This window comes from Crocinitomicaceae bacterium, from assembly GCA_016708105.1.
Taxonomy (GTDB): Bacteria; Bacteroidota; Bacteroidia; order Flavobacteriales_D; family Crocinitomicaceae; genus JADJGJ01.
Map to the genome: position 1 here is coordinate 340,097 of JADJGJ010000002.1, position 16,132 is coordinate 356,228.

General features: G+C 37.9%; 12 protein-coding genes. 9 read left to right on the forward strand and 3 right to left on the reverse strand.

What is annotated here, in order from left to right:
* Positions 1-78 precede the first annotated feature (78 nt).
* From IPH66_12770 to IPH66_12800, 7 genes are all read left to right on the forward strand, one after another.
* Positions 79-726 (forward strand): YceI family protein, encoded by a 648-nt coding sequence (locus tag IPH66_12770; GenBank protein ID MBK7130218.1) that lies wholly within the window; start codon positions 79-81, stop codon positions 724-726.
* A gap of 156 nt (positions 727-882) precedes the next feature.
* A complete protein-coding gene (locus IPH66_12775) occupies positions 883-1,197 on the forward strand; it encodes a rhodanese-like domain-containing protein (protein ID MBK7130219.1) in 315 nt (104 codons plus the stop codon).
* 277 nt (positions 1,198-1,474) lie between these two features.
* Positions 1,475-3,607, forward strand: coding sequence for a T9SS type A sorting domain-containing protein (locus tag IPH66_12780; protein MBK7130220.1), 2,133 nt, complete (start codon positions 1,475-1,477; stop codon positions 3,605-3,607).
* Positions 3,608-3,629: 22 nt separating this feature from the next.
* Positions 3,630-5,738, forward strand: coding sequence for a T9SS type A sorting domain-containing protein (locus tag IPH66_12785; GenBank protein ID MBK7130221.1), 2,109 nt, complete (start codon positions 3,630-3,632; stop codon positions 5,736-5,738).
* Positions 5,739-5,774: 36 nt separating this feature from the next.
* Positions 5,775-7,892: a T9SS type A sorting domain-containing protein gene (locus tag IPH66_12790; protein ID MBK7130222.1), complete on the forward strand. Its 2,118-nt coding sequence runs from the start codon at positions 5,775-5,777 to the stop codon at positions 7,890-7,892.
* Between the two features lie 224 nt (positions 7,893-8,116).
* Positions 8,117-9,754: a T9SS type A sorting domain-containing protein gene (locus IPH66_12795; protein MBK7130223.1), complete on the forward strand. Its 1,638-nt coding sequence runs from the start codon at positions 8,117-8,119 to the stop codon at positions 9,752-9,754.
* 59 nt (positions 9,755-9,813) lie between these two features.
* On the forward strand, positions 9,814-10,251 hold the full coding sequence (locus tag IPH66_12800) for a hypothetical protein (GenBank protein ID MBK7130224.1): 438 nt from the start codon (positions 9,814-9,816) through the stop codon (positions 10,249-10,251).
* 89 nt (positions 10,252-10,340) lie between these two features.
* Here the strand turns inward: IPH66_12800 and IPH66_12805 are convergent, their stop codons facing one another.
* Positions 10,341-10,682 carry a hypothetical protein gene (locus IPH66_12805; GenBank protein MBK7130225.1) on the reverse strand — a complete coding sequence of 114 codons (342 nt, stop codon included), beginning with the start codon at positions 10,680-10,682 and terminating at the stop codon, positions 10,341-10,343.
* A 177-nt stretch (positions 10,683-10,859) separates the two neighbouring features.
* On the opposite strand from IPH66_12805, the gene IPH66_12810 reads away from it, so the two are divergent.
* Together IPH66_12810 and IPH66_12815 are read left to right on the forward strand one after the other, a co-directional pair.
* Positions 10,860-11,816, forward strand: coding sequence for a hypothetical protein (locus tag IPH66_12810; protein ID MBK7130226.1), 957 nt, complete (start codon positions 10,860-10,862; stop codon positions 11,814-11,816).
* A gap of 153 nt (positions 11,817-11,969) precedes the next feature.
* Positions 11,970-12,377, forward strand: a complete 408-nt coding sequence (locus tag IPH66_12815; GenBank protein ID MBK7130227.1) for a hypothetical protein — start codon at positions 11,970-11,972, stop codon at positions 12,375-12,377.
* On the opposite strand, the gene IPH66_12820 is transcribed toward IPH66_12815, so the two are convergent.
* Positions 12,374-13,048 carry a response regulator transcription factor gene (locus IPH66_12820; protein MBK7130228.1) on the reverse strand — a complete coding sequence of 225 codons (675 nt, stop codon included), beginning with the start codon at positions 13,046-13,048 and terminating at the stop codon, positions 12,374-12,376. The genes IPH66_12815 and IPH66_12820 overlap by 4 nt on opposite strands.
* A gap of 130 nt (positions 13,049-13,178) precedes the next feature.
* Positions 13,179-16,073, reverse strand: a complete 2,895-nt coding sequence (locus IPH66_12825; protein MBK7130229.1) for a TonB-dependent receptor — start codon at positions 16,071-16,073, stop codon at positions 13,179-13,181.
* Positions 16,074-16,132: the final 59 nt, after the last annotated feature.

Consider the following 16,132-nt stretch of genomic DNA (forward strand, 5'->3'; position numbering starts at 1 on the left):
ATTTTTTTAGTTAAGTGAATAAATGTTGTAAGAAGTATATAAATTTGCGCCACAAAATCTAAATCAATCGTACGAAAAATGAAAAAAGAAATCTTATTGGGAATCGCTGCATTCTCTATGTTAATCGCTTCTTGTGGTGGTGGTAAATCTGAAGATACAACAGGTGCTGACACTACTAAAAAAGATACAACTCCTGCAGTTGTTGAAAATGTTTACTCTGTTGATACTGCTGCCTCTTTGGTTAGCTGGAAATCTTATGGTAAACTGAATGATACTACAAACTACCACCTTGGATCTTTGAAACTTGAGTCTGGTTCTATCACTACTACAGATTCAGCCGGAACTGCAAACGTAACTGCCGGTGAATTGGTTTTCAACATGGCTTCAGTTACTGAAAGCAAAGGTGAAATGAAATTGGTTGATCACCTTAAATCTGCTGAGTTTTTTGATATCGCTCAATTTGCAACAAGCACTTTTACTTTTGAATCATTTGATGGTACAACTGCAACAGGTTCTCTTTCATTAACTGGTAAAACAGTTGCTGTTAACGCTCCTGCTGTGATCACTATCACTCCTGAAAGCGTAAACGTTGAGGTTTCAATGTTCCTTGTTGATTTCCTTGCAATGGAAATGCCTTTCTTTGTTGAAGATGCAAAACAAAAACCCGCAAAACAACACAACCCTAAAGTAGAAGTTACTGCTACTATCGTTGCTGTAAAATTATAATCAGATTCTTCTGAAAAAAGGAACCCGGTCTATTGTTGACCGGGTTTTTTTGTGTCATTAATTAGGTTTCCGCGTTTACCTCAGGAATACAACCTGACCAAGTATCTTTAAAAAGAGAATGAGTAATTTAATTAATTTTGTCAGAAATATTGAGCCATGCATATTGAAGAAATAAGTCCTGAGCAAGCCATTGCAGCTATTGAGAATGGTAGTGTTTTTGTTGATGTACGAGAAGATTATGAAATTGATGAGATGGCCTACGACGTGAAAAATAAATTAGAAATTCCACTGGGTGATATTCAGAAAAGAATAGCAGAATTTCCAAAAGATAAAAATATTGTGATAGCATGCAGATCAGGAAAGCGCAGTTTGCAAGCCTGCACTTATTTAAAGATGAATGGCTATACAAATATCCAAAATCTAAGTGGTGGAATTATTGGTTGGAGTGAGGCGGGGTTTCCGGTGAAGTGATAAAACCAATTCCATTACCAATTTCTTTATTAATCTGATTTAAGGATTTTTTATTGACCTGTATTTTGCTGGTTACATTCAACAGCATGCATACGTTCGTTTTATTCGCGCGTGAAAATAAGTATGTTTGATTTTGAACAATTACGAGATACGTATTCCGCTCAACCATTCACTTAACCGTTGATACCACCGTTCAATCAATAATCCGCTCGTTCCCTCATAAAAGGGTGGATTTCACAATATAATATCGTACCTTCAAAGCCTCAAAAGCAAAGCCATGAAGAATTTTTTACTCGTGATTACCCTGATAGGGTTATTACCGATGTTGCATGCACAACAAAACTGGTGCGGTACAGATGCACATCTTGAAAAGCACTTTGAAGAAAATCCTGATCAAGTAAATTCGTTTGTTGAACACTATATCAGAATCAGCAATGGACAAATGACGGGTCAGGTTGATCGGACAGATCCTATAATTATTCCCGTGGTAGTGCATGTAATACATGACAATGGCGTTGGCAATATTTCGTATGAGCAAATTCAATCAGGTATTGACATGCTGAACATAGATTACAATCGACAGAATGCTGATACTATTGATACACGCAATACAAGCGATGCGCCTTTTGAACCGCTGGCAGTTTCATTTGATATTTCATTTGCCCTTGCAAAAATTGACCCGGATGGAAATTGCACCAATGGAGTTGAGCGCAGAAATTCTCCCGGAGCAACTTACAATGCCGGAGAAAATGCAAAATATTATGACCAGGGAGGTTTAGATGCATGGCCACGTGATCAGTACTTGAACATTTGGATAGTTAATTCTATTGAAAGTGATGGCTCAGGAGGTATTACACTTGGTTATGCTGAGTTTCCACAATTTGCTACTGATGGGTATGGTGTAATCATCAGACATGATTCGTATGGTACTATGGGCACAGCAAGTGGAGATCGCACGCTGACACATGAAGTTGGACATTGCCTGGGATTGTTACATACATTTCAGGGTCCGTTTTTTGGAGGTGGTACCGGTTGTCATACATCTGATTGCGGAGCAGCCGGAGATTTTTGTTGTGATACTCCACCCGCCAGTGCCGCGCATTGGGATTGTCCTCCATCATACAATTCTTGTACAGGTGTACCAACAAATGATCCTTATGGATTTGACGCCTTCGATCAGTGGGAAAATTATATGAGTTATGCTCCTTGTCAAAACATGTTCTCTCAAGGGCAATATGATATTGTGAGCGCAAATCTTTCTGGTATTGCTTTTTTAGCTGACTTGGTTTCATTGGCTAATCAAACAGCAACCGGAGTTCTGTTACCGGCCACGCTGTGTCAGGCTGATTTCTATAGCAACCAACAAGTAATTTGCGCCGGTAATAGTGTGGATTTTTTTGATGCATCTTATTTCAATGTTACAGGTTGGAGCTGGACATTTGAAGGCGGATCACCGGCATCTTCTACTGATCAAAATCCGATAATTACTTACAATACTTCGGGTACATTTGATGTTACGTTGACAGCAACAGATGGCGTTTCAAACGTGAGCATCACATTAACTGATTATATCCGCGTATTGCCTGACCCGGGTGATAATTTACCATATAAAGAAGGATTTGAATCAATCACAACGGTGCCTGATTATGATCGGTTTTTTGTTGAGAATCCTAACGGTGCAACTGCATGGGAAATTAATAATTCAGTTTCTTATTCAGGAAATGATTGTGTTTGGCTTGAGAATTTTGGAAATGAAGATGGTTCTATTGATGAAATTATTTCAGGAACTATTGACTTGAGTACTGTATCGAGTTCTGATACCATGATATTTTATTTCTATTATGCTTATGTGAGAAAAACCAGCGCTACTGATGAATGGTTGAAATTTTATATTTCTAAAGATTGTGGTGAAACATGGGCATTGAGAAAAAATATGCACGGTTCCACCTTGGGTGAAAATGTTCAGTCAACCGCCTTCACCCCGGATGGAGAAGACGATTGGAAAAAAGTATCTGTAACCAATATTACTTCAGATTATTTTGTTTCAGATTTCAGATACAAATTTGAGTTCACCAATGATGCGGGCAACAATATTTATTTAGATCACATTAATATGTATCCGGTATCTATGACCGGTGTTGCTGAACCTGATGCGCTTGTGCAACTTGAAGTTTATCCAAATCCGGCAAATGAAGATCTCACAATTTCTTTCATTTCTGCAGGACAAGAAAACTGTAAAGTTATAATTTATGATGCACTAGGCAATCAAATTGATGTGGTGTATAACGGAAGCTTAAATCAAGGCGCTCAGAAATTCACGTATAATACATCTGGCTTGAGTGCAGGTGTTTATTTTATCAGAATTGAAGGAGAGGATTACACTGAAACAGTAAAATTAATCATTGAATAATTTCAACTTTAAACAAGCACTCATGCTGAGAATACTAAGCGTTTTATTTTGTTTTTCATTCTTGACTACGTTTGCTCAGAACCGTGTGTGTGGTTTTGACCAACAAAATGAAAAAATAAATCAAGAGCAACCCGGGCGTCAAGATGCCATACATGAACATCTCATGCGTATGCAGCAGAGCGGACAATTAGGCGGAGATCGCACTGATCCAATTATAATTCCTGTTGTTGTGCATGTGATTCACAAAGGAGATGAAAGCAATATTTCATACGAACAAATTTTAAGCGGTATTCAAATGTTGAATGAAGATTTTAATCGTCTGAATGCGGATACTATTGATACGCGCAATTATGCCAATGCACCGTTTTTACCTATTGCAGCAGATGTAGGAATTCAATTTGAACTGGCAAAAATTGATCCTGATGGCAATTGTACCAATGGAGTTGAGCGTCGCTACAATCCAAGTGTAACTGATGGCGCAGGAGACAATGCAAAACATTATAGTCAAGGTGGTTTAGATGCATGGAACCGAAATAATTATTTTAATATCTGGGTTGTGAACTCTATAGAATCTGATGGGGAAGGCACAATTTTAGGTTATGCAGAATTTCCATATAGCGGTGGTAGTTCAAATTATGGAGTAATTATCAGACATGATGCGTATGGAAATGTTGGAACCGCAATTTCAGGTGATAGAACTTTGTCTCATGAAGTGGGACACTGTCTTGGATTGATGCATACATTTCAGGGTGGTTGTCATTCTGATGACTGTTCTGACAATGGTGATTATTGTTGTGATACTCCACCTGAAAGTGAAGCGCATTGGTCATGTGGAGGCGCACAAAATTCTTGTAATGATGTTCCGCTAAATGACTTGTATGGTTTTGATGCCTATGATCAATGGGAGAATTTCATGAGTTATGCGCCATGTCAAAACATGTTCAGTGAAGATCAAAAAGCAATCATGTTATACAATATTTCTGACATTACATTTCTTGCCAATCTCACTTCACTAACTAATCAAACTGCAACCGGAGTTGGACAACCCGCTCAACTTTGTCTTGCAACTTTTACATCCGGCACAACGGTGATTTGTGCAGGATCAAGCGTGTCATTTTATGATGAATCATATTTTAATGTAAGCGGGAGAACATGGAATTTTTCAGGTGGAACTCCTAATACTTCCTCTGATCAAAATCCGGTTATCACGTATAATGCGCCGGGCATTTATGATGTTTCGCTTGAAGTTACTGATGGCAGTTCAAGCGTATCTACCATCGTGAATGATTACGTGATTGTGCTTTCAAATCCGGGTGAAACATTGCCGTATCATGAAGGGTTTGAGTCATACACTACCTTCCCTGACAACCAACAGTTTTTAGTACAGAATGATGACAATGGTCAAACATGGAATATTTTTGATGAAACAGCCTACACCGGAGACCAATGTTTGAAACTGAAAAATTTTGGTGAGAATGACGGAAGTGAAGATTCTTTTATGTCCGGTACAATAGATTTGAGTGGCGTTGATCCGGCTGATGAAATGATTTTTACATTCAGGTATGCTTATCAAAAAAGATCAGAGACTAATGATGAATGGTTGCAAATTTATATTTCAAAAGATTGTGGAGAAACCTGGGTGCTTAGAAAAAACATTCACGGTGATGCACTCAGTACAAATGCATCTAACATTCCGTATGAACCATCAAGTGATGGTGAGTGGATTGAAGTAGAAGTGGATAATATCAATTCTGATTATTACGTATCAACCTTCAGATACAAATTTGAATTCCAGAATGACGTAGGTAATAATATCTACATTGATCACATCAATTTATATCCGGTTTCCATGATAACACTTGACGAGAATCAAGAAGAAGATGTGTTTACCGTTTATCCAAACCCTGCTAATCAACAAATCACCATTGAGCATTACGCAAATGAGGCTGAATGGTGTGAAGTAACTATTCAAAATGCACTTGGTCAAGAAATACTTTTGGTGTATTCAGGGGAAACTTCTGCCGGAAAAAATCAATGGCAAACCGATATATCAAATTTGCCCGCGGGAATTTATTTTGTAAACGTGAAAACAGGTTCACAAAACAAAACCATCAAATTAATTGTTGAATAAAAACAGAGAACACAATAAGAACTTAATTATATACACATGAAAATGCAAAAACATAAATTACACATGCTGATAGCCGGATTTTTTCTGACAACAACAGCAGGCTACACACAAGATGAGCATGTAGATTTTTGTCATGCCAATGAAAAGATGGATGAGCTGAGAAATTCTGATCCCGCTATTGCGTTGGATATGGAACAATCAAGATTAGAATTGGAGGAATGGACAACCAACTACATTGCTAATGAGTATGATCCAAATAGCCGAACAGCAATTTACACCATACCCGTAGTATTTCACGTGTTGCACACCAACGGACCTGAGAATATTTCTGATGCACAAATATACAGTGCACTGCAATTGATGAATGATAATTTTAATAAACTCAATGCATCATGGTCAACTGTGAATCCTGCTTTTTTAGGTATTGTTGCTGATTGTCAAATTGAATTTGTGTTGGCCAGAAAAAAGCACAACGGACAATGCACGAATGGAATTACAAGGACCTACACCGAGACCACGCATGCTGATAATGGAGATGATCAGGTTGATGCAGTTTATGATGCGCAAGGTAACTGGCCGGGGAATAAATACCTGAATATTTTTGTAGTCAATGAAGCAAGCGGAGCTGCCGGTTATACCACGTATCCATCAAACTGGTCAGCTACTTCTATGAGTAACGGCATAAAAATATTACACAATTATGTTGGTAGTATTGGTACAAGTAGTATGAGTGTTTCAACATCACTCTCACATGAAATTGGTCACTGGTTAAATCTGGCACATTGCTGGGGTGATTCAAATGAACCGGGTTTATCATCTAACTGCAGCACAGATGATGGAGTAAGTGATACACCAAATACAATGGGTTGGACATATTGCAATGTCAGCGGCGTTAGTTGCAGTTCTCTAGACAATGTTGAAAATTATATGGAGTATTCATACTGCTCAAAAATGTTTACTGAAGGACAAAAAGCACGCATGCATGCAGCCTTGGAATCAAACGTTGGCGACCGTGATAATTTATGGACAACAACCAATCTAACTGCAACCGGAGTAAGCTTGCCTGAAGCATTGTGTCAAGTTGTTTTTAGTGCAGATAAAACAGAAATTTGTGCGGGTGAATCTATTACGTTTACTGATGAATCATTCAATTATGTAACCGGAACCAACTGGACTTTCAGCGGTGGATCACCGGCGTCTTCTACTTCTTCAAGTCCTACCATTACATACAACACACCTGGAATTTACACCGTGTCATTGCAGGCAACTGACGGAAGCACAATACTAACTAATACACAGACAAATTATATCATTGTGCATGCTAACCCGGGTGATGGTTTACCATATTCTGAAGGGTTTGAAAATTTATCTTCATTTCCTGACAACCAACGTTTCACTTTGTCAGATGATGATGGTGATGAGGCGTGGGAAATTACTTCATCTGCTTCTTACATGGGTGATAAATGTGTTTGGTTGAATAATTATGGTGTGACGAATGATGGAACCCATGACGCGTTTATGTCGGGCCCAATTGATTTAAGTGGCGTGTCACCAACAGACGAAATTGAATTTAATTTTAAATACGCATACAGAAAACGCACATCTACAACAGATGAATGGTTGCGTTTTTATATTTCAAAAGATTGTGGTGAAACGTGGGTATTGCGCAAAAATATTCACGGCTCAACCTTGAGCAGTGTCACCGCTTCAACTTCCTATACACCACCTTCAGCAGATGCATGGTATTCAGTTTCTGTTGACAATATCAATTCAGATTATTTTGTTTCAAATTTCAGATACAAGTTTGAATTTGAAAGTGACGGGTATGGTAACAATATTTACATTGATAATATTAATTTATATCCGGCTTCTATGACCAGCGTTGATGAAAATGAAAACGCGTTTGGTTTGAGCGTTTATCCAAACCCGGTGAATGATATGTTGACTGTAAATTTTGATGTAATTGAAAGCGGAAATTACAACATCACCTTAGTCAATTTATTAGGAGAAACTATTGCATCCATTTACAGCGGTGATTTACCAAGCGGACAAAATCAGTTTGGTTACTCTGCAGCAACTTTAGCTAAAGGTGTTTACTATGTCAGAGTTGAACATGATGGATTAGTAAGTGTAATTAAGTTTGTAAAAAATTAGTTCGCAAAATTTAGTATTAGAAGCCCGCTGTCTTGATGATGGCGGGCTTTTTTGTTTTATTTGCCGTACGCATTGTTGTGTTCTTGAATGTTCTGAGGCGTATAAGAGATATACTTACCAAAACACCATGCTTCCCAAACTCACCATTCAGACAAGTATAAATATCTCAGAACTTTCTTTTGTCAAACACCTACTTTTAAGTATTTTGGATAAAACCAATTTCTATGAAACACTCACTACTCATTTCATTTTTAATTTTAGCTTCACTTGCGAAAGGTCAGATTTGGCAAAGTGATTTCAGTAATGCATCAGAATGGATCAGTACTGATTTGCATGGAGGATCAGATCAATGGTTGATCAGTTCAACAGGAATTGGCGGTGATGTGGATACTATAAATTCACTAAGTGCCGGGAATGGTTTTGCGCAATTCAATTCTTCAGGACAATGCGCCGGAAATCATCAGGATGTTGTGCTGACCTGGTATCAACTCATTGATATTTCAACCTACGAACTTTCATACATTGAATTTGTGCAGCATTATAAACGCAAAAAAGATTCAGTGTATGTTGAATTCAGTGCTGATGGTTTTACGTGGGAATCAATTCGCATTAACCAAGAATTTTGGTATAATCAGCAAACAGATAATCCTGACACGGTACGGGTTTCAATTCCGGCTTCTGTTCAGGCGCAACCATTTTATCTGAGATTCCGATTCACCGGTGATTGTGGTTTTGCCTGGTTGATGGATGATATGAAGATATTTGAGAAGGAGCAGTTTTCGATGTTTGGTAGTGGAAGAATAACCAGCGCCGGTCATGGTTATGTAGAGTCATCATATTGCTTTGCAACACATTTTGATGGAGAATTTATTCTTACAAATTTTGGATTGGATACACTGTTCAATGTGAATATTCAGTCAGATGTTTTTATTAATGATGTATTTGCCTATAATCAGTCAACCGTTATACCCTATATTGCACCAGCCGATACGCTTATGGTAAATCAGCTTGAACTCCTTCAGGGGCCCATGATAGCGAATTATGAATACAACATAGTTTCTCACATCAATAACTCAGAGGTTACATTGCCAGAAATAAAAGATTCAATTTTTATAACCAGCGACGAAACTAGCGCTTATGATGGAAATATTGAAGGATATCTATTGCCTTATGAAATTGATAGAGAATTAATCGGAAATGTTGTTATTCCTACAGGATCGACATGTATCAGCTCTCCTGAAATTTATATTCCGGACAGTGCATTTTATATTGGGTCACTTGTTTGGGCCATTATTATGAAAAAGAATGGAGCTAACTGGGATTATTGTGCAATGACGCAGGATTATTTAATAACAAGTGCCGATTTAGGAAGTTGGGTAGTGTTAGGAGTTGACGCACCATTCCCCGGAACAGATGTGTTTTTTGAAATAGGGGATACATGTCTTATTTTATATGGGAATTATGGCTCAATCGTCCCAATTGCTTACGGAGCAAAAAATCCTTTGGGTACTTATTATACGGACTTTTTTGGGAATCTGAAATATGATTCTGAAGGTCATTCTGCCGTGGTTCGTTGGAAACCGTATATAGGATGTGATGCGTGCTGGGAATCATTAGACGAGAACAACCAACCTTCCATCTCCATCTACCCAAACCCGGCAAATACAAAAATTGATATTGAACCAGTAGATAAAAACTTTTTATCATACAGTATCAGCAGCGTTGATGGCAGATTAATTTGTGACCATGTTGACTATGCAGGAGAATCAATTCCAATAGATTTTTTGAGTAATGGAATTTATATTCTCACCGTGGAAGCAGAAAGTGGACATACTTATGCGGTGCGGTTTGTAAAAGAGTAAGTCTCAAAAAAATTACTGAACCTTTTGTGCGTAAAATTGTACCCAACTAAAACACCCGTATGATTTTATCAGGAATTACTTTTGGACTTGCATTGTGCGCTGTCTGTCCGATGCAGGATAATGAGATTGAAAACCATGCTCCCACAGATTTTTTGGACGCCACTTTCTGGGATGTTTCTTCATCACCTTTTGAGGATGCCAGTGTTGAGGTGTACGAACTGAAAGAGATAGAAGATGTGGAATTTGATTGGGGATACAGCATTAATTTTCAGGCAAACGAATTTTCATCAAATTACAGTGCCCCTTGCGGAATGGACTGTTTTACCAGTGTTTATGGCAATTACGAATTTGTCAAAGACAGCGTTATTCACGTAACAGTTACAAACATAAACCGTTCAGGATTTTGCGATAAAAAATCACAGGTATTAAACCGTGATGCCGGGAAATTTAAACTGAGTAAAACTGAAACCGGATACCGAATGGAGCGTGATCATTGATGATTTAACGCCCGTGGCGTAGCGACAAGTCGCGTTCATCGTAGGGACAAGTCGCGACTTGTCCCTACGAACAACGACATCGAAAATGATTATTTCAAAAGATGTGATTTGGCATTATTCTTCCAACCGGCCTGTGATTCGTAATCAACCCAGTAAATTTTCAAATCGGCTTGTGATTCGTATTCAACAAAATAAACTTTAACATCAGCTTGTGATTCGTAATCTACAAAATACCACAGGCCTTCTTCATCAGCTTGTGATTCGTAATCTACTTCATACACCAGCAAATCAGCCTGTGATTCGTAGTCAACAATATACACGGTGATGTCAGCTTGTGATTCGTAATCTGTTTTGTAGATTTTTTGGGCAGATGCATTGGATCCGGCAATGGCAAGCAATGCAAAAGCAACTAAGGAGAATAATTTTTTCATAAAATTTATTTTTTAGCAGTTTATTTATTCATTCAAATTTCAGTGGAATCTTGAAAATATTTGTAGCTCTTGCTGCAAATATCAAACCAATTTAGTTAAAAAAACATTTCGTTCAGCATTCGTCTGATTTTGGTGACAATAAACTAAGACAATAGGTATTTATTAACTTAGCATCAGATGATCAATCAACCTGAAGATATCAGAAACCAAAAAGTGCTTGTTAGCGCTTTAGATTGGGGCATGGGGCATACGACAAGGTTGATCAGTATCGTGAAAAAATTACACCATCAACAAAACATCATCTATTTTGCAGGGACTCCTGAACAGTTGAGTATCATCACGAGAGAATGTGATGCAATAATTCCGCTTGCGTTGAAAGGGTATGAAATAAAACTGAGCGGTACCAGGTCAACTTATCTGCAATTGTTTTTGCAAAGCCGAAAATTTTTAACCGCGGTGAAGATGGAAAAAAAATGGGTGTGTGCCGCTTGCAAGAAATATTCTATTGATCTGGTAATTTCAGATAATCGATACGGTTTTTATTCTGATGATTTGCCAAGCGTTCTCATCTCGCATCAATTAAATTTACAAGTACCCGTATTGCGCGGCGCGGCGAACAATATCTTGCACAAAGCACTAAAAAAATTCACTAACATTTGGATACCTGATTTTGAAGATCACAAACTGAGTGGAAAATTAAGCGAGTTAACTGAAATATTTCCCCTGAAGTTCATTGGTCCGCTTTGCCGATTTGAAAAATTAGATCTGCCAAAAAAATATCACTTTGTAGGCATTGTGAGCGGCCCTTCACCAGAACGGAATCGGTTTGCCCAATTGCTGGCAGATTTTTTAGTACGGCAGAAAAAACCTTGTGCTTTGGTAGGGTCAGGTTTGAAATTGGAAGGCATTGATTGTTTTGATCATTTAAACACGCAAGATTTAGGTAACCTCATTCAATCTGCTCATTGCGTTATTTCAAGAGCCGGTTATACCACTATCATGGAATTATTCACCCTGCAGGTAAACGCCATTTTAATTCCAACACCCGGACAATATGAGCAAGAATATCTGGCCAAAATGATCTATTCAAATATTGATTTTAAAACGGAAAAATGGTTATTAGAAAACGAATAAAAAGATGATTCCGATTTAAAAATACTCTGAAAAGCCTTATAAAATCAGAGGTTCAAAGAATAAAACAAAAGCTAAAGAATTTGTGAAAAAAATCGAGTAGTTGGTGCCTATCTGACCAGAATGAATAGTTTAGCTATCCTCAAAAAACAGATTGTGAAAGAACAAGTAGAAACCAGAAAAGCTACCATTGAAAAACAAGGGGATGATGTGTTGTACACACTTTATAAACCCGGTGTTGAAATTTCTATGCATGATGCGCAAGAACTTGATGTAATTTATGCTGACATGATGCGAGGGCAAGATTATTTTTTGCTGGCAGATTTCAGCGCCAAAGAAGCAGATATTTCAACTGAAGCTCAAACCTATTTTTCACGCAATGCCCGTATTGTACCTTCTGTGAAGGCAGCGGCAATTGTGATTGGTTCAATCCGTGCAAGAATTGTTGCGCGTTTTTATATTCAATATTTCAAACCGCTGTATGAAACAAAAATATTTGGCAACGTCAGCAGCGCACAAGAATGGTTTGAGTCAATTCGCAAAACTACTTGTGTAGAAAATTAATCTACTTTTGAGCAGAATTTATATCCAACACCTTTTACGGTTTGAATAGTATCTTGCCCAAATTTTTCACGCAGTTTACGAATGTGTACATCAATAGTACGATCTCCGATGTGAGAATTATTCCATACTTCACTCAAAATTTCTTCTCGTCTGAAAACTTTATCAGGTCGGCTCATGAGCAATGCAAGCAGTTCAAATTCTTTTTTTGGTATCGTTGTTTCAACTTCACCTTGCGTGATTGAAAACCGTTCAGGATTGATGGTAATACCTGAAAGCGTAGTACCTTTTGGTGAACCGTTTACCCGCTCAAGCAGTGCGCGTATTTTGTGAATGAGAATTTTTACTCGGATGGGTTTCACCAAATAATCATCAGCTCCGGCGTTATAACCGGCAACCTGAGAATAATCTTCCTGACGTGCAGATAAAAATAAGATGAGTGTGTTTTTAAATGCGGCATCAGCACGTAGCGTTTCACAAATTGAAATGCCGTCCATGTCTGGTAGCATTACATCAAGCAAAATAATATCCGGATGATTTTTGTGAGCAGATTCAATGGCAGTTTTTGCAGTTGCAGCCGTATATACGGTAAAACCTTCTTTCTTAAAATTATAATTCAGTAGCTCAAGGATATCTTCCTCGTCATCAACTACCAGTATTTTTACAGATTTCATTAATTTTTTTTCAAAATTAGGTTTCACATATTGGCTAACAGTTAGGCAAAACTCAATGCATGGTTAAGTTTGTGTTATATATAGCGTATGATGAAAATTCAACCATGCAGTGAGGTTTACCAAATGTCTTTTAGAACGAATAGCTGAAGCGCAGAATAATTGTGCGCCCGGGATTCAGTCTTGAAAATCTCATATCAGATGCATTGTATGAACTAAATACTGACTCTTTAGAATCATTTAAAAGATTTTCAGCTTTTAATCCAAGTTGATATTGCCCTTCATTTCCAAATGTTTTCATAATATTCAAATTCAAACTATGGAAAGGATTTGTATAAATATCCGGACGATCAACGATACCAACATACTCTAAGGTTTTGCCTTGTACATTGTATAGAATACCCACTTCAAACCCATTCCAGAAACCACTGTCTGCTTGTCCTTGATAATATAGTCCGGCATTGATCAAATAAGGTGATTGTCCGGCCATGTCGCGATACAAACCAACCTCTTGTCCTTCACGTGCATTGTTGATACGACTTTGATATTCTGTCTCACTCAATTTAATGCGTGATAATGTGTAAGTAACATTTGCTGACAAGGTAAGAGCATTTAATTTCTCACTCAAAAAGCCCAATGATTGTTTGATTTCAATTTCACCACCTAACACTTCACCATCACCTACGTTGCGTGGTTGAAATGATCCGGCTTGTGCTGAGAATTGTACAATTTCAATTGGGTTGAAGAATTTTTTATAAAATACACCGGCAGAAATTGATTGACCGGGTTTGTTGTAAAATTCCCAACGCAAATCAAAATTATGAATGTCAGTACTAATCAGATTACCATCCCAGTAAACAGTACCGCTTGCATCATCTGCATCACGAAATAAGCCACCAATGAAAGTACGACCGGTAATAGGGTCATAAATTTCAGCGTAAGATAATTCTTTGAATGAAGGGCGGGCGATTGTTTTGCCGTATGAAAAACGCAGGTTTTGTTTTTCAGTAACAGCATAAACTAAATTCAATGATGGAAAAATTCCAAGGTTATCTAATACTTTATCATTATTCAATACATTAGTTCCTAACTGATCTTGTCCGGTATAGCGTTGTGTGTAATTTTCAACTCGCACGCCGGCAACAGTTCTGAAGCGTTTGCTGAATTTTATTTCAGTAGATGCGTATGCTGCAATATTACTTACTGTTGCAGAAAAACGGTTTGGATTAACCGGCACAAAGTTAGCTTCAAAGGTTGTACCTGAAGTTGGGTCACCGTTATATGGCCACAAATTTTCAGGTGCAAATAATTCATTTGGATCACCTGTTAAATCCATATTTCTCACGTTGAGTGCAAATGTGCGCACAACAAAATCACGTTGTTTGTACGTATATGCCCCACCAAATTTTATTTCTGATTCTTCATCAAACAGGGTGAATTTTTTAGAAACGTGTACTTGACCGTTGGCATTTTTCTCAGTCAATTCTCTCCAAATTCTTTCAGGGAAACCTGATTCAGTTGAAATGGTATACACGCTATCGCGATCTTCATAACGGGTAAAACGAATGTCCGGATCATAAATCGTTGACAGGGTAGGCGCAATTTTCCAGGTTAATCCCCAGTCAGTGTTATCAAACGTGTGAATACCTTCAATAAATAAATTGGTTAATGATCTTTGGCTGTATTCCAGGTTATGTTGAAACCCTTGAAATACTGCGCCCTGATCAGCGTTATAATAATCAAATACTCCGGCTTTAGATTCTCCGTTTTGCAAATGCAAGGCGTTAAAGCGGAATCTGAATTTTTCTGTTTTAATAGCAAAGCCGGCCATACCGGTCAGCAATACATTGTTCACTCCAAAATCTCCAACTTGTCTTTCACGTATTTCCATTTCAGCAACTGAAGAATTGCCTGACAAACCATATCTGCCATATTCAGCATCTTCAAAATATTCAGTTGAATTTTTATACGTGATTACAAAGTTGTAACCCAAGGTGAATTTTTTCATTTTAATTTGATTGCCATAATTTGTTCCAACAGAATAATCCATGAAACTTGTTTGACGCATGGCAGCAAGGGTAGGGTTAAATGAACCCAGTATCTCACGATATCTCAATCCATCTTCACCATCAGGATTTCCAACTGCCTGTGAGAAGAAAGGAATATTTGTTACTGCAGGAATATCTCGAGATCCGTCATCAAATCCTAAAAAATCAGTTTTGCTACCTTGATAGGTAAGATAATTTGAGTTAAAGTGATAGTTAGGATTATATCCAAAAGAAAAAACAACCGATCCTTGACTTTTTTCAGGAAAAGCTTTTAATCCGATATCAATAATTCCACCTGCAAAATCAGCCGGTAAATCAGCTGACAGTGATTTATAAATAACCATGTTAGAAATTACCGATGTTGGAAAAATATCCATTTGCAAGGTGTTTCTATCAGGGTCAAGTCCCGGAATATCCATTCCGTTGAGAAGTGTTTTATTGTATCTGTCACCTAAACCGCGCACGTATACATAACGTCCGCCTGCAACTGAAATTCCGGGTACACGTTGAATTGCTCCAACAGCATCCCCGTCTCCATTTCTTTTCCAGGTTTCTTGCCCGATAGCATCAATGGTGTTGGTTGAATTCTGACGCATTTTGGTAATAGAATTGTCAGAGTCAGTAATTTTTGTAACGCTTACCGTTACCTCACCCAATGTAGTGGTGGCTTCTTTCAACTGAACGTTTCCGATATGAGTTGTTTCACCTGATTTTACCTGAACATCGGTAATGATGATTGTTTCATAAGACAAGAAACTAATTTTGATAGAGCAGGTTCCGGCAGGTGCTGAAATATCAAAGGCCCCTTCCAAGTCAGTAATATCACCGCTGGTGGTTCCTTCAATTAATACTTTTACTCCAATGAGTGGCTCAGAGGTGATGGCATCCAAAATGGTTCCTCGTATTGTTCCGTTCTGAGCATAATTGACAGCCGGTAAAAACAAAACCGCCATCAGAAAAATCAAACATTTATTTCGCATACACTTTATAATTCAAACTTTCGTCAATTAGAAAAACACGCAGCGTCTCGCACACTGCG